General features: G+C 71.3%; 14 protein-coding genes. 8 read left to right on the top strand and 6 right to left on the bottom strand.

What is annotated here, in order from left to right:
• Nucleotides 1-111 precede the first annotated feature (111 nt).
• From ACIP63_RS07575 to ACIP63_RS07560, 4 genes are all read right to left on the bottom strand, one after another.
• Entirely contained in the window at nucleotides 112-807 is a 696-nt protein-coding gene (locus tag ACIP63_RS07575) for a DUF2993 domain-containing protein (protein WP_401512399.1), read from the bottom strand.
• 154 nt (nucleotides 808-961) lie between these two features.
• Complete coding sequence (locus tag ACIP63_RS07570) at nucleotides 962-2248, bottom strand: hypothetical protein (protein ID WP_401512397.1); 1287 nt, start codon at nucleotides 2246-2248, stop codon at nucleotides 962-964.
• Between the two features lie 10 nt (nucleotides 2249-2258).
• Nucleotides 2259-2513 carry a MoaD/ThiS family protein gene (locus ACIP63_RS07565; protein WP_099174183.1) on the bottom strand — a complete coding sequence of 85 codons (255 nt, stop codon included), beginning with the start codon at nucleotides 2511-2513 and terminating at the stop codon, nucleotides 2259-2261.
• Between the two features lie 41 nt (nucleotides 2514-2554).
• Nucleotides 2555-3493: an alpha/beta hydrolase gene (locus ACIP63_RS07560; protein ID WP_401512395.1), complete on the bottom strand. Its 939-nt coding sequence runs from the start codon at nucleotides 3491-3493 to the stop codon at nucleotides 2555-2557.
• A 297-nt stretch (nucleotides 3494-3790) separates the two neighbouring features.
• Here ACIP63_RS07560 and ACIP63_RS07555 point away from each other — a divergent pair, with 297 nt between their 5' ends.
• The 7 genes from ACIP63_RS07555 to ACIP63_RS07525 all read left to right on the top strand — a co-directional run bounded on the left by ACIP63_RS07555 (nucleotide 3791) and on the right by ACIP63_RS07525 (nucleotide 9748).
• Nucleotides 3791-4615 (top strand): response regulator transcription factor, encoded by an 825-nt coding sequence (locus ACIP63_RS07555; RefSeq protein ID WP_401512393.1) that lies wholly within the window; start codon nucleotides 3791-3793, stop codon nucleotides 4613-4615.
• A 24-nt stretch (nucleotides 4616-4639) separates the two neighbouring features.
• Complete coding sequence (locus ACIP63_RS07550; RefSeq protein ID WP_401512391.1) at nucleotides 4640-5683, top strand: LacI family DNA-binding transcriptional regulator; 1044 nt, start codon at nucleotides 4640-4642, stop codon at nucleotides 5681-5683.
• A gap of 94 nt (nucleotides 5684-5777) precedes the next feature.
• Nucleotides 5778-6947, top strand: a complete 1170-nt coding sequence (locus tag ACIP63_RS07545; protein ID WP_401512389.1) for a S1C family serine protease — start codon at nucleotides 5778-5780, stop codon at nucleotides 6945-6947.
• A gap of 13 nt (nucleotides 6948-6960) precedes the next feature.
• Nucleotides 6961-7143, top strand: coding sequence for a hypothetical protein (locus ACIP63_RS07540; RefSeq protein WP_401512388.1), 183 nt, complete (start codon nucleotides 6961-6963; stop codon nucleotides 7141-7143).
• Between the two features lie 47 nt (nucleotides 7144-7190).
• The gene (locus ACIP63_RS07535; RefSeq protein ID WP_401512387.1) at nucleotides 7191-7922 is read left to right on the top strand and encodes a response regulator transcription factor; all 732 of its coding nucleotides are present in this window, start codon (nucleotides 7191-7193) and stop codon (nucleotides 7920-7922) included.
• The gene (locus tag ACIP63_RS07530; RefSeq protein WP_401512385.1) at nucleotides 7919-9340 is read left to right on the top strand and encodes a sensor histidine kinase; all 1422 of its coding nucleotides are present in this window, start codon (nucleotides 7919-7921) and stop codon (nucleotides 9338-9340) included. Before ACIP63_RS07535 ends, ACIP63_RS07530 begins: the two co-directional genes overlap by 4 nt.
• Nucleotides 9341-9406: 66 nt before the next feature.
• Entirely contained in the window at nucleotides 9407-9748 is a 342-nt protein-coding gene (locus ACIP63_RS07525) for a hypothetical protein (protein WP_401512384.1), read from the top strand.
• An 18-nt stretch (nucleotides 9749-9766) separates the two neighbouring features.
• Here the strand turns inward: ACIP63_RS07525 and ACIP63_RS07520 are convergent, their stop codons facing one another.
• Complete coding sequence (locus ACIP63_RS07520) at nucleotides 9767-10660, bottom strand: phosphatidylinositol-specific phospholipase C (RefSeq protein ID WP_401512382.1); 894 nt, start codon at nucleotides 10658-10660, stop codon at nucleotides 9767-9769.
• 282 nt (nucleotides 10661-10942) lie between these two features.
• Complete coding sequence (locus ACIP63_RS07515) at nucleotides 10943-12754, bottom strand: bifunctional metallophosphatase/5'-nucleotidase (RefSeq protein ID WP_401512381.1); 1812 nt, start codon at nucleotides 12752-12754, stop codon at nucleotides 10943-10945.
• Between the two features lie 181 nt (nucleotides 12755-12935).
• Here ACIP63_RS07515 and ACIP63_RS07510 point away from each other — a divergent pair, with 181 nt between their 5' ends.
• Entirely contained in the window at nucleotides 12936-13997 is a 1062-nt protein-coding gene (locus ACIP63_RS07510; RefSeq protein WP_401512379.1) for a YhcG family protein, read from the top strand.
• Nucleotides 13998-14071 lie beyond the last annotated feature (74 nt).

The raw sequence follows: 14071 nt of genomic DNA, 5'->3' as shown, positions 1-14071 counted from the left end.
ATCTGCGGAACGGACGAGCTCGTCTCATTATCTGGATCGGCCGTCCGGGCCGCCTTCGCGGACCCCTACCCCGGCCGGCCGGGTGTTACCCGTGGCGCCCGTGCCGTGCCGTCATCCGGCGAGCCGGATGTCGGCGCCGGTCATCGAGATCTCCAGACCGCCCGGCGCCACCTCGATCTTCTCCATCTTCAGGCCGTCGGGCAGCCCCGCGATCCTGCGCTCGAAGTCGGTCTTCTTCCTGACCAGGCCCTCCAGGCCGGGGATGCCCTCACCCGGGACCTCGTCGGCGTGCACCTTGACGGTGTCCCCGTCGACCAGGGTGACCGTGGAGAGCACGCTGCGCGTGAGCGTCTGGCCCAGCAGGGGGATCCGCACCGAGCCGGTGACCTTGACCTTGCCGTCGCCCCCGTAGGCGACCGTGACGCCGTCGTCGGCCGCCTCGGTGAGAGCCGCGTACGAGATGACGGCCGTCCCGGTGGCCCGGGAAGCCGTGGCGCTGGTGTAACCGGCGCCCAGCGTCACCTGACTCAGCTGGGCCCGGATCTCGCCGATCCGTATCTCCCGGCCCGCCGCGCCCGCACGGACGTCCTTGACCGTGACATCGACGCGGTCGAGCTCGGACCCGGCCACCTGGGTCAGGAAGGGGAAGCCCTTGATCGAGACCTCGGTCGAACCGGCCTCGGCACCGGCGAAGGAGACCCGTCCCTCGGCCTCCGACTCCGCGAAATACACGGCGGCGCGGTCCACGGCGACGAAGACGCCACCGAGCACAACGGCGATGATCAGCAGTATTCGCAGTGCGCGCATGCCTGTTGTTCCCCCACTCGGACCGGCCTGACCCCTGTGGGCGTGAGCCTACTGCCGCCGTGCGGCGCGCCCGGAGTGATCGACGAGCGGGCGGCCCCGCCGGTTCCCCGGGCGCGGACAGTGTGAGTGAGGGAACGTCAGGGACGTCCGGGCGTCAGGCGATCGCACGGCCGATCAGATAGACGGCGGGAGCCGCGGCCGTGAGCGGCAGCGCCACCCCGGCCGTCATGTGCACGAAGCGGGACGGGTAGTCGTAGCTCGCGACCCGCAGGCCGATCAGCGCGCAGCCGCCCGCCGCGAACCCGAGGAACGCGGCCTGTGCGCCGAAGTCCGTGAACGTCCCGGCGACCAGGCCGGCGCCCGCCGCGGCGAGCAGCGCCACGACGACCGAGACGGGTCCGGGCAGCGGCAGGGCCCTGATGAGCACCGCCACCGCGACCGCGACGGCGCCCACCGTCACCGCGTCCGGGACGGCCGCCAGGTGTCCGGCGGCCAGCACGGCGAGAGCGGCCGACGCGACGGTGGCCGTCAGGCCGTACATCCGCTCGTCCGCCCCGGCCCGGCTGCGCAGCTGGAGGACGAGGGTGAGCAGCACCCAGACACCGAGCGTGCCGAGGATGGCCGCCGGGGCGTTGCTCCGGCCTGCGGCGAGCAGCACGGCGTCGGCCGCCACACCGCCGGCGAACGCGAGCGCGATGCCCTGCCTGGCCGGCCACATGCCGTTGAGCCGGAACCACCCCGCCGCGGTCACGGCCTGGAGCAGGACCAGGGGCACGAGCAGGGCGTACGGACCGATCGCGGCGCCGAGAGCGAGGAGCAGACCGAGGCCCGCGGTGATCGCGGCGGGCTGGATCCCCGGCGCGATGATCGGCGAACGCCCCTCGGCCCGGGCCCGCTGGGCGGCGGTGACCGGGCTGTTGCCCAGGGTGGTGGGCGCGCCGTAGCCGGCGTCGGCGGGCACGGCTGCCGGAGCCTCCGGAGCCGACGGGACGGGCGGGGCCGCCGGGGCCTCGGGGGGCAGCGGGTAGCCGCCCTGGGCGCCCTGCATCGATGCGGGGCCGGCCGCGGGGGCGGGTGCCGGCTGGTGCTGCGGCTGGATCGTGGGCTGGTACTGGGTGTCCCAGGTCTGCCCCTGCCACGTCTGGGTCACGCCCTGGTCGGCGGGGACCTGGGGCGCGCCCTGCTCCGGGTAGGCGGAGGGCTGCTGCCGCGCGTACGGCTGCTGCGAGCCGTACGCCTGCGGCGCGGGCTCCTGCCCGTAGGCGGGCTGCGCCGGCTCCTGGCCGTACACAGGCTGCTGCCCGTACGCCTGCTGCTGGTCCTGCTGCCCGTACGCCGGGTCGTACGGCTGCTGCGCGTACCCCGGGTCGTAGGGCTGCTGTCCCTGGTGCTGCTGCCCGTGTCCCGGGTCGTACGGATACTGCTGATCGCTGTTGCTCATGGTCTGCGGTTCACCCTCCTGCGAACGGCGGGAGCACCTCGACCGTGCCGCCCTCGGCAAGCCGTACGGTCTCATGACCGCGGGTCCCCACAGGATTCCCGTCGATCAGGAACGAGCATCGGAGCAGCACGCGCGTCAGCTCACCGGGGTGCCGCTCGCGCACACCGTCGAGCGCCTCGGCGAGCGTCTCCGCCGTGTACGGCTCCTCCGCGGTCCCCGCGGCCGCCTTGGCCGCGGCCCAGTAGCGGATCGTTCCCGCTGCCATGGCGGCACCCCTTTCGTCGTACGTCGGCTGTCCATCATGGATCACGCCGAGTCGGTCCAGTCGGCGATACGGTTCAGCAGTTTCTCGTCCGCGGCGTTCTCCGCGTGGCCCATGCCGTGCTCCAGCCAGAGTTCCGCCCCGTCGCCTGCGGCTCCTGCCAGCATCCTCGGGTGGTCGACCGGGAAGTACGGGTCCCGGTCGCCGTGCACGATCAGCAGGGGCGCGGTGATCAGCGGGACGGCCTCCACCGGCGAGAGCGGCACGGGGTTCCAGTCCTCGCGGTGGATCCGGGTGCGGAAGCCGTAGCGGCCGACGAGCCGGCCCGCAGGGCGGGTGACGACCCAGTGCAGGCGGCGCATCGGGGCCGTACCCCGGTAGTACCAGCGAGCGGGCGCGCTCACCGAGACGACCACATCCGTGTGCGCGCCCGTATGCGCCTCTGCGCGCTCCCCGTGCGCCTTGTGCGCCCCAGTGCGCCGGTCCACCCGTTCGGCCCCCGCGGTTCCCGATTCCTCGTCCACGGATTCACCGGCTTCCGGCGCCGTATACAGAGCGGCGTGGCGGAGCACCACGGAACCGCCCATCGAGAAGCCGACCGTAACGATGCGGCGGTGTCCCAGCGACCGCGCCCAGCCGACCGCGGCGGCCAGATCCAGCACCTCGCGGTCACCCACCGTGGACCGCCCGCCGGACTTCCCGTGGCCCCGGAAGGAGAACGTGATCACGGCCGCACGCTGGGCGAACACCTCCGCCGCGCGCAGGACGGCAGGCCGGTCGACGGAGCCGGTGAAACCGTGCGCGAGGACGATGGCGGTCCCTGCCGGCCCGTCGCCGCCGACGGCCCCGGAACCCGCCGTACACGGGGTGTACACCGCCTCGATACGGACCCCGTCACCGGTCGGCAACGTGGTGCGCCGGGGGACCCGCGTGATCGAGGGAACAGAAGAACTCGGGAAACGACCCTCGGACACAGAACTCATGTGGGCTATTCTGCTGCGAAGAGGATCCGGGCAAAGCAGCCCCCGGGTCCTTTTGTGCTTTCCGAGCGTTGTTACAGCAGCGTTTCCACAAGCTCAGCGTTCCCCGGGCGCGGGACCGCACAGTAAAAACCGTATGACGGCCGTCGAGAGAATTGGTCGTACGGGAGTACGAAGCAGTGCCGCATACTCCCCCGGGTCCGACCCGGGAGTGCCCCTCTCGCAGGGAACGAGGAGGACCGACGTAATGGGCGAGCTGAACGTGCACGATCGACCGACGACCCAGGCAGGTGGGCGGCGATGAGTTCACTGCTGCTTCTGACGAATGCCCTTCAACCGTCGACGGAGGTGCTCCCCGCCCTCGGCCTTCTGCTGCACAGCGTGCGGGTCGCCCCCGCCGAGGGACCAGCTCTCGTCGACACCCCTGGTGCCGACGTCATCCTCATCGACGGCCGGCGCGACCTCCCGCAGGTCCGCTCGCTCTGTCAGCTGCTGCGGTCCACCGGGCCCGGCTGTCCGCTGATCCTCGTCGTGACGGAGGGCGGCCTCGCGGCCGTCACCGCCGACTGGGGCATCGACGACGTCCTGCTGGACACCGCGGGTCCCGCCGAGGTCGAGGCCCGGCTGCGGCTGGCCACCGGCCGCCAGCAGATCACCGCCGACGACTCCCCCATGGAGATCCGCAACGGCGATCTGTCGGTCGACGAGGCGACGTACAGCGCCAAGCTCAAGGGCCGGGTCCTCGACCTGACCTTCAAGGAATTCGAACTGCTCAAGTACCTCGCGCAGCACCCGGGCCGGGTCTTCACCCGCGCCCAGCTGCTCCAGGAGGTCTGGGGCTACGACTACTTCGGCGGCACCCGCACGGTAGACGTCCATGTGCGGCGGCTGCGGGCCAAACTCGGCCCCGAGCACGAGTCGCTGATCGGCACCGTCCGCAACGTCGGCTACCGCTTCGTCACCCCCGAGAAGGGTGACCGGGGAGCCGAGAAGAGCGAGCGGGCAGCCGAGGAGGCGAGGGCCAAGGCGGCGCCGGAGCCCGTGGACGACGTGGTCACCCGTTCGGAGCAGTCCGCGGAGCCCGAGATCACGGAAGAAGCCCCGGTCCGGCCTGCCAAGCGGTAGGTCTCTCCGCGTAGACTGCCGCGCGTGGCCAAGGTGACGCGGGACGATGTGGCGAGACTGGCGGGGACCTCGACAGCGGTCGTCAGCTACGTCATCAACAACGGACCCAGGCCGGTGGCCCCGGCCACGCGCGAGCGGGTGCTCGCCGCGATCAAGGAGCTGGGGTACCGGCCCGACCGGGTCGCCCAGGCCATGGCCTCGCGGCGCACCGACCTCATAGGGATGATCGTGCCGGACGCCCGGCAGCCCTTCTTCGCCGAGATGGCGCACGCCGTCGAACAGGCGGCGGCGGAGCGCGGGAAGATGGTGCTCGTCGGCAATTCGGACTACCGCGACGAGCGCGAGGTCCACTATCTGCGGGCCTTCCTCGGCATGCGGGTCTCCGGGCTGATCCTGGTCAGCCAGGGCCCCAGTGAGCGTGCGGCGGCCGAGATAGAGGCCTGGGACGCCCGCGTGGTCCTGCTGCACGAACGCCCCGAGGCGATCGACGACGTCGCGGTCGTCACCGACGACGTCGGCGGCGCCCAGCTCGCCACCCGCCACCTCCTGGAGCACGGCAACGCCTACGTGGCGTGCCTCGGCGGCATGGAATCGACCCCGGTGGTCGGTGACCCGGTCGCCGACCACATCGAGGGCTGGCGCCGGGCGATGCACGAGGCCGGACGGTCGACCGAGGGCCGGCTCTTCCACGCCCCGTACAACCGCTACGACGCCTACCAGGTGGCGCTGAAGCTGCTCTCCGGACCCGACCGGCCCCCGGCGATCTTCTGCTCCACGGACGACCAGGCCATCGGGGTGCTGCGGGCCGCGCGCGAGCTGCGGATCGACGTGCCGGGTGAGCTGGCGGTCGCGGGCTTCGACGACGTGAAGGAAGCGGGACTGACCGATCCCCCGCTCACGACGGTCTTCTCGGACCGTCCGGCCATGGCCAGGGCGGCCGTGGACCTGGTCCTCGACGACTCCCTGCGGGTCTCGGGGTCGCGGCGCGAGCGGCTGAAGCAGTTCCCGTCGGCGCTGGTGGTGCGCCGGTCGTGCGGCTGCGGCGAACCGACGGTCACCGCGCCGTAGCCGGGCGCTTCCTTATATCGGGCATACGAGGTTCTGCCGGGCTTCTCAGGGCGTACTCAGGCTGCTCTCATGTTCGCTGGCCACTCTCGTAGACATGACCGACAGCCACCGCCCGAGCGGCGAGTACCCGATGTCCCCCTCGCACGACAACGGTTCGTACGGCAGCGGCACGTACGGCAGCGGCTCGTACGACAGCGCCTCGCACGGCACCGGCTCGTACGACACCGCCTCGCACGGCGGTGGTGAGGCGGCCTACCCGCCGCCGCCGGCCTACGAGCCCGAGCGGCAGACCGCCGAGGTGCCCGCCGCCGCCTACGCCTGGCCCGCCCCGGCGCCCGCGCCCGTCCCGGCCGCGGAGGTCCCGAAGTCCGAGCGCCGGGTCAAGCGGCCGCTCGCCCTGCTCGCGGCCGTGGCGATCGCCGCCGCGGCGATGGGCGGCGGCACCGCCACCCTCATCGGCGAACTCGCGGGCGGCGGCTCCGGCAGCTCGGGCTCCGGCGGCGTCGTCAGCGGCACCACCGTCTCGCAGAGCAGCGCCGGCACGGTCTCCGGCGTGGCGGCCGCCGTGTCCCCCGCCATCGTCGAGATCGGCGCGACGTCCTCGTCGGGCGAGGCCACCGGTTCCGGCGTCGTCATCACGGCGGACGGCGAGATCGTCACCAACAACCACGTCATCTCGGGTGCCTCCGAGATCAAGGTGACCCTCAGCACCGGCAAGTCGTACACCGCCGACGTCGTCGGCACGGACCCCGACAAGGACCTGGCCCTCATCAAGCTCCAGGGCGCGAGCGGACTGAAGACGGCCTCGCTCGGCGACTCCTCCTCGGTGAAGGTCGGCGACGAGGTCGTGGCGATCGGCTCGCCGGAGGGCCTCACCGGCACGGTCACCAGCGGCATCGTCTCGGCCCTCGACCGCGACGTCACGGTCGCCAAGGAGGACGGGCAGGACCAGCAGCAGCAACAGCAGGGCGGCCAGAACTGGCCGTTCGAGTTCGGCGGCCAGCAGTTCAACGGCGACACCGGCTCGTCCCAGACGACGTACAAGGCCATCCAGACCGACGCCTCGCTCAACCCCGGCAACTCCGGCGGCGCCCTGATCAACATGAACGGCGAGATCATCGGCATCAACTCCGCGATGTACGCGCCCAGTTCGACCAGCGCCTCGGGCAGCTCGGCAGCGGGCAGCGTGGGCCTCGGCTTCGCCATCCCGGTCAACACGGTCAAGGCCGACCTCGACGCCCTGCGCGCCGGCGACGGCTCCTGACGAGGAGGTCTCCATGAACCCCGGCAGCACCCCCGCGGCCACCGGCCCGTCCGGTCTGGCCCTGCCGCTCGCCCTGGCGGCCGAAATGGCCGCCTCGGCGCACGCCGCGCCCGCACCCCGCCCGGCCGAGATCCGCAGCGGCTCCGGCCGTGGGCCCCGTGCCGCACGACGACGCGCGGCGGCCGTGCGAGGCTGAGAGCCCCGCACACAGCACCCGGCACGAAGGAAGAGGACGAAGAAGCGATGAGCCCCGCCGAAGACGATCCCCAGCGCGTCCTGATCGTCGACGACGAACCCGCCGTGCGCGAGGCCCTGCAACGCAGCCTCGCCTTCGAGGGTTACGGCACCGAGGTGGCCGTGGACGGCTACGACGCCCTCACCAAGGCCGAGTCGTACGCCCCCGACCTGATCGTCCTGGACATCCAGATGCCCCGCATGGACGGCCTCACCGCCGCCCGGCGCATCCGGTCCACCGGATCGACCACGCCCATCCTGATGCTCACCGCCCGCGACACCGTCGGCGACCGTGTCACCGGACTCGACGCGGGCGCCGACGACTATCTCGTCAAGCCCTTCGAACTGGACGAGCTCTTCGCCCGCATCCGCGCCCTGCTGCGGCGCAGCTCCTACGCGGTCGCGGCGGGCGGGCCCCTCCCCGACGACGACGTGCTGTCCTTCGCGGACCTCCGCATGGACCTGAACACCCGCGAGGTCACCCGGGGGACGCGCCGGGTGGAGCTCACCCGGACCGAGTTCACCCTGCTGGAGATGTTCCTGGCCCACCCCCGGCAGGTGCTGACCCGCGAGCAGATCCTCAAGGCGGTCTGGGGCTTCGACTTCGAGCCCAGCTCCAACTCCCTGGACGTGTACGTGATGTACCTCCGCCGCAAGACCGAAGCGGGCGGCGAACCGCGCCTCGTGCACACGGTCCGGGGCGTCGGATACGCCCTGCGCTCCGGCGGCGGTGACGGGTGACCGGCCTCCCCCGCCGGCTCCGCGCACTGCCGCTGCGCTCACGGCTCGCCCTGCTGGTCGCCATGGCCGTCGCGGTGGCCGTCGCGGCGGTGGCGGCGGCGTGCTGGTTCGTGACGCAGCAGCAGCTGGAGCACCAGCTGGACAAGACACTGCGCGGTTCCAAGGTCGACCAGCCCTACCTGGCGGACCTGTACACGTACTGCCAGGGCGGCAGCTCCCAGGAGCCCCCGCGCTTCACCGGCGTGACGGTGCAGCTCATCGACTCCCAGGGCACGGTCTGCATCGCTCCCGAGGCCGCGACGTCGAAGCTCCCGGTGAGCTCGGAAGACCTGGAGGTGGCCAAGCGGCAGCGTTCCTACGCCCTGCACACGGAGACGGCCGAGAACGGCACGGACATGCGGGTCTACACCACGCCGCTCGAAGTCCGGGGCCCCGGGGTGCAGGCCGGGAGCCTCGCGGTCTCCATCGCCCGTCCCATGAGCGAGGTCACCGCCCCCCTCTCCACGCTCGCCTGGGTGCTGTTCCTCGTCGCCGGCATCGGCGTCGTCGGGGCCGGGGCGGCCGGCCTGTGGATCGCCCGTACCGGTCTGCGCCCGGTCGACGACCTCGCCCACGCGGTCGAGCACGTGGCCGAGACCGAGGACCTGACCATCCGGATTCCAGCCGAGGGCGAGGACGAGATCGCGCGCCTCTCCCGCTCCTTCAACGCCATGACCAGCTCCCTGGCCACCTCCCGCGACCGTCAGTCCCAGCTCATCGCGGACGCGGGCCACGAACTGCGCACCCCGCTCACCTCGCTCCGCACGAACATCGAGCTGCTCGCCCGCAGCGACGAGACGGGCCGCGCCATCCCGCCCGACGACCGCAAGGCGCTGATGACCTCGGTCAAGGCCCAGATGACGGAACTCGCCGCGCTCATCGGCGACCTCCAGGAGCTCTCCCGCCCCGACGCCGCCCAGCCCGGCCCCCTCCAGGTGGTCGCGCTGCACGAGATCACCCGTAACGCCCTGCAGCGCGCCCGGCTGCGCGGCCCGGAGCTCACCATCACCGCCGAGCTCGCCCCCTGGTACGTACGCGCCGAGCCCGCCGCCCTGGAGCGGGCGGTCGTCAACGTCCTCGACAACGCGGTGAAGTTCAGCCCGGCGCGCGGCACGGTCGACGTGGTCCTCCACCGCGGCGAGCTGACCGTACGGGACCACGGCCCCGGCATCCCGGCCGAGGATCTCCCCCACGTCTTCGACCGCTTCTGGCGCTCCCCCTCGGCCCGCCAGCTCCCCGGCTCCGGCCTCGGTCTCTCCATCGTGGCCCGGACGGTCCAGCACGCCGGCGGCCAGGTCACCCTGAGCCCCGCGGAGGGAGGCGGCACGGTGGCATCGATCCGCCTCCCCGGCGCGCCGCAGCCACCGCCGGGGGCGTGAGGACCGGCCAAGGGGCGGCCCGGCGGGCCTGGTGTTTCCGGGCCGCGCGCAGTACAACTGGGCCCCATGTCAGACCAGCAGCCGCCCCGCCACCCGGACAGGGCCCCCGGTGTGCCCATGCCGTACGCGCCACCGCGGGCCCCCGCGGTCAGCGACGCCTACCGGCGGTGGGCCGGCATCCTCTTCCGGCTCGCCGCCGCCGTCGCGTTCCTCATGGCGGCCGCGTTCGTCGCGAGCCTCGTCCTGCTCGTGCGGGCGGACGCGGACACGCGGAACGCCGCCTACGGCTACCTCGCCCTCGCCCTCTGGGCCGGGATCGCCCTCGCGATCCCGGTCCTGCTCGCGCTCGGCATCCCCGCTGTGGTCATGCGGCGGCATGTCCGGCAGCAGGGGACATGGCCTTCGTAGACGGCGCAGGCGTGCGGCTCAGCCCGTCGGGTTGTGCCGGATCAACGACTCGACCAGGCCGGAACGGGTCGCCGGGTAGTCCAGGGGGACGATGCCGAGACCGGTCCAGCCCGCCGCCTCCGATCCGTCGAGGAACGAGTGCACCTGCGGGTTGAGCCGGTCGGAGTTCCAGCGCGGCGGCATCAGGGCGGCGGTGCTCACGTAGTTCATGAACAGCTTGCCGGGCTGCTGCGCGGCCTTGCGGAACTGCGCCTCGATCTTGGGGTACTTGCCGAACGGCTCCGCCATGTAGTCGTCCTGGATGTCGAAGACCGCCGGGTCGGCGTACCGGACACCGGGCAGACCGCCGTTGTCCGCGAGCACCACGACCTTGCCGCGGGCGCCGCCGAGGTCCGGCAGCACGGGATCGAGGTGGAGGAGCGGGCGCCAGCCCTTGCCGTCGAGGTAGAGGTCGAAGATCCGCCGGAACGCGGCGTCGCTCTCCTCCGAGTACTCCTGCTTCACCCGCATCAGCACCGTCTCCGACGGCCGCCGGGCCAGGAAGTCCCGGCAGGCGCCCAGCACATCGTCGAAGTTCAGGTTCTGGTACGACGCCCCGTGATGGATGGCGTACGCGTCTCCGCTGATCCGGCAGCGTATGTCGAGGAAGCGGATGCCGCTGTCGAGCTGCTGGGCGATCGTGGTGTTCTGGCACTCCGTCCACGGACCGCCGTACCGCGCCCCGGCGTTGTGCGTTCCCGGGATCGTGAGGCGCCGCAGCGCGGTGGCGTCGGGAACGGCGCTCATCCAGTCCTGGACGCCGGTCGCCTTCCGGGCGGCGGCAAGGGCAGGCGTCGCGCCGACGGCGACTCCGGCGGTGGCGCCCAGGACGCCGGCGAGGAAGGTCCGGCGTGTAGTGGTGTACGGACTCATGCGGATGCGTCTCCGGTCAGCCGTGGGGGGAGCGGGGCCTGAATTATGACGGGTTCACTTCAATCACGGAACAGGACCGTCATGGAGATGACATGGGCTCCCGACGGGCGTGCCACCTGGCAGTACGGAGACGAATTCCGTCCAGGGGAAACGCACATCCTGTGGCGCCACGTGGGGGGACACGAAAGCTTCGTCCCCGGACCGGCCTGAACAAGCCGACGGCCCGCCACTTCCCGTGGTGGGCCGTCGGTGCCCCTGGGCCCGGGACCGGGCCGTGCAGGGCTACTGCACGACCGTGATCCGGTCCGTGGCCGGCGGGTCCAGCGGCGCGGCGGCCGTGGAGTGCGCCGCCAGGTAGGTGTTGAACAGGTCCAGGTCGGACGGGCCGACCAGCTTGTTCGTGCCGGAGCCGAGGGCCGCGAAGCCGTCGCCGCCACCCGCGAGGAATTCGTTCATCGCGACGCGGTACGTCTTCGCCGGGTCGATCGCCTCACCGTTCAGACGGATCGTTTCCGCGACCACCCGCTCGGCGCCCGCCTTCGTCATGTCCAGCGTGTAGGTGAGGCCCTTCGAGACCTGGAGGATCTTCGGCGACGCCTCGTTGGAGCCGCTGACCTGCTGCTGGAGTGCGGCGACGAGTTGCGCACCGGTCAGATCGACGACGTTCATCATGTTGGTGAACGGCTGGACGGTGAACGCCTCCCCGTACGTCACCACCCCGTCGCCCTCACTGCCCGACGCCGTGTACACCAGGTCCGAGCGGATACCGCCCGGGTTCATGAACGCGACGACCGCGCCGCCCTTGTCGGCGGGGGCGAGGCCCTCCAGTTGGGCGTCCGCGATCAGGTTGCCCAGCGGCTTCTCGGGCGAGGTGGAACCGCGGCCGTTGATGTCGGCGGAGATGAAGCCCTGCGGCCGGCCGGCGATCGGGGCGGCGAGCGTGTTCCAGCGGGTGATCAGCGCGGTCATGTCGGCGGCCTTGGACTGGTCACGGCTGACGACGTGGTTGGCCGACTCCACCGACGTACGCACGATGTCCTTGGTGCGGCGGTCGTAGGTGAGGGTCGTGTCCGTGTAGACCTTGCCGAACGACGAGGCCGAGGTGACCATGCGCGGGTTGCCCGCCGGGTCCGGGACCGTGCAGACGTACGCCTGGTGGGTGTGGCCCGTGACCAGGGCGTCGACCTTCGGCGTGATGCCCTTGGCGATGTCGGTGATCGGGCCGGAGATGCCGTCACCGGCGCCCGGACTGTCGCAGTCGTAGTTGTACGAGGACGAGGCCGGGGCCCCGCCCTCGTGGATCAGCGCGACGATGGACTTGACGCCCTGCCGGTCGAGCTCCTTGGCGTACTTGTTGACCGTCTCGATCTCGTCGTGGAACTTCAGGCCCTTGACGCCGTTGGCCGTGACGATGTTCGGCGTGCCCTCCAGGGTCACCCCGATGAAGCCGATCTTGACGCCGTTCTTCTTCCAGACCGTGTACGGCTTGAGGATCGGCTTCCCGGTCTTCTCGGCCGTCACATTGGCCGCGAGGTACGGGAAGTCCGCGCCCTCGAACGTCTTGCCCTTCTCGTAGCAGCCCTCGACGGGGTGGCAGCCGCCGTTCTGCAGACGGGCGAGCTCCGTGGCCCCCTCGTCGAACTCGTGGTTGCCCACGGCCGTCACATCGAGGTCGAGCCCGTTGAGCGCCTCGATGGTGGGCTCGTCGTGGAAGAGCCCCGAGAGCAGCGGGCTCGCTCCCACCATGTCGCCGCCGGCCGCCGTGACGGAGTACGGGTTGCCCTTGCGCGCGTTGCGCAGCGAGGTGGCGAGGTACTCGACGCCGCCGGCCGGGACCGACTTCACCGTGCCGTCCGCTTGCGTCTCGCTGACCGTCCCGGCGGAGCCGGCCGGCGGCTCCAGGTTGCCGTGCAGGTCGTTGAAGGAGAGCAGTTGCACGTCGACGGTGCGGGACGGGTGGCCGTGGTCGTGCCCTCGGTCGTGGGCGCCGGCCGGCATCGCGGCGACGAGCGCGCCGACGGTGGCCAGTCCGGCCGCGGCGGCGAGCACCCGCCGGGGCGCACGGTTCTTCTGCGGATGCGGTGTCGCTGACATCGGTCCCCTTCGAGTCTCTGGATCCTGCGTGCGGCAGCCTAGAGTCAACGCGCGTAGCGCGACAGATGTACGGGGTTACGAACTGGTTGCCGCACGCTCAGAAAGGGGTCGATCACCCGTAGGGCGTACATATGCGAGCAGAAACGTCACCGTACGCGTACATGCCGGAAGCATGTGCCCCATGGACAACGAACTCATGGCCGAGGCGACGGTGCCGGCCCAGCAACGGGGCGAACTTCCCCCCGGCTTCCACGAGATGGTCGACGACCTGAAGTCGATCGTGCGCGGCGCGCACATGCGGGCGCAGCTCAAGGTGAACACGGAGATGCTCCTGATGTACTGGGAGATCGGGCGGACGATCCTGGAGCGGCAGGGCGAGGAGAGGTGGGGGACGAAGGTCGTCGGACGGATCGCCACGGAGCTGCGGACCGAATTCCCGAACCAGCGGGGGTTCAGCCACAGCAACGTCAAGTACATGCAGCAGATGGCTCGGACCTGGCCCGACCCAATTGGCCAACAAGCTGTTGGCCAATTGCCCTGGGGTCACGTCGTCACCCTCATGAGTAAGTGCAAAACCCGCTTCGAGCTGGACTTCTACGCCCAGCACGCCGTCCACCACGGCTGGTCCCGCGACCGTCTCAGCACACACATCCGCAGCGGCCTCCACCTGGCTCAGGGCGCCGCCGCGAACAACTTCGACGTCACGCTCCCCCAGGCATCCGATGCGGCCGAGCAGGTGTTCAAGGATCCGTACCGCCTGGACTTCACCCAGCTGTCGGACACCGCCGCGGAACGCGACCTCGAGGACGCGCTCGTCACGAGGATCGTGCAGTTCCTCACCGAGCTCGGCTTCGGGTTCGCCTTCGTCGGCCGGCAGTATCCCCTCACCGTGGGCGATACGGAGTTCCGCATCGACCTGCTCTTCTACCACTTCAGGCTGCACCGTTTCGTGGTGATCGAGCTGAAGACCACCAAGGCTCATCCCTCACACCTCGGTCAGCTCAGCTTCTACGTCACCGCGGTGGACCGCCTCCTCCGCGACCCGGAGCGTGACGACCGGACACTCGGGATCCTCATCGCGGAGAGCAAGGACGAGACCGTCGTCGAATTCGCCCTCCAGTCGCAGAACGAGCCCCTCGCGGTCAGTACGTATGCGGCCCTCCCCTCACGCGTACGAGAGCTGATGCCCAGCTCGGACGACCTCTCCCGCATCGCCCAGGAAGTCCTGCACCGCGAGGGGTGACAGGGGGCGGGCGGCGCCCGGTCGGACCGCGCTACCACGTGCCCCGGCCTCCCGCCCCCGCGCCGTAGGCTCGT

The organism is Streptomyces sp. NPDC088746 (assembly GCF_044751065.1).
Classification (GTDB): domain Bacteria; phylum Actinomycetota; class Actinomycetes; order Streptomycetales; family Streptomycetaceae; genus Streptomyces.
The sequence above is the reverse complement of the archived record's forward strand: the minus strand, read 5'-3'. Positions and strand labels throughout refer to the sequence as shown.

Bases quoted from the DNA above. Each gene is read 5' to 3' on its own strand.
- ACIP63_RS07575 (WP_401512399.1), bottom strand. From the start codon at position 807: ATGCGCGCACTGCGAATACTGCTGATCATCGCCGTTGTGCTCGGTGGC.
- ACIP63_RS07570 (WP_401512397.1), bottom strand. From the start codon at position 2,248: ATGAGCAACAGCGATCAGCAGTATCCGTACGACCCGGGACACGGGCAG.
- ACIP63_RS07565 (WP_099174183.1), bottom strand. From the start codon at position 2,513: ATGGCAGCGGGAACGATCCGCTACTGGGCCGCGGCCAAGGCGGCCGCG.
- ACIP63_RS07560 (WP_401512395.1), bottom strand. From the start codon at position 3,493: ATGAGTTCTGTGTCCGAGGGTCGTTTCCCGAGTTCTTCTGTTCCCTCG.
- ACIP63_RS07555 (WP_401512393.1), top strand. From the start codon at position 3,791: ATGAGTTCACTGCTGCTTCTGACGAATGCCCTTCAACCGTCGACGGAG.
- ACIP63_RS07545 (WP_401512389.1), top strand. From the start codon at position 5,778: ATGACCGACAGCCACCGCCCGAGCGGCGAGTACCCGATGTCCCCCTCG.
- ACIP63_RS07540 (WP_401512388.1), top strand. From the start codon at position 6,961: ATGAACCCCGGCAGCACCCCCGCGGCCACCGGCCCGTCCGGTCTGGCC.
- ACIP63_RS07535 (WP_401512387.1), top strand. From the start codon at position 7,191: ATGAGCCCCGCCGAAGACGATCCCCAGCGCGTCCTGATCGTCGACGAC.
- ACIP63_RS07525 (WP_401512384.1), top strand. From the start codon at position 9,407: ATGTCAGACCAGCAGCCGCCCCGCCACCCGGACAGGGCCCCCGGTGTG.
- ACIP63_RS07520 (WP_401512382.1), bottom strand. From the start codon at position 10,660: ATGAGTCCGTACACCACTACACGCCGGACCTTCCTCGCCGGCGTCCTG.
- ACIP63_RS07515 (WP_401512381.1), bottom strand. From the start codon at position 12,754: ATGTCAGCGACACCGCATCCGCAGAAGAACCGTGCGCCCCGGCGGGTG.
- ACIP63_RS07510 (WP_401512379.1), top strand. From the start codon at position 12,936: ATGGACAACGAACTCATGGCCGAGGCGACGGTGCCGGCCCAGCAACGG.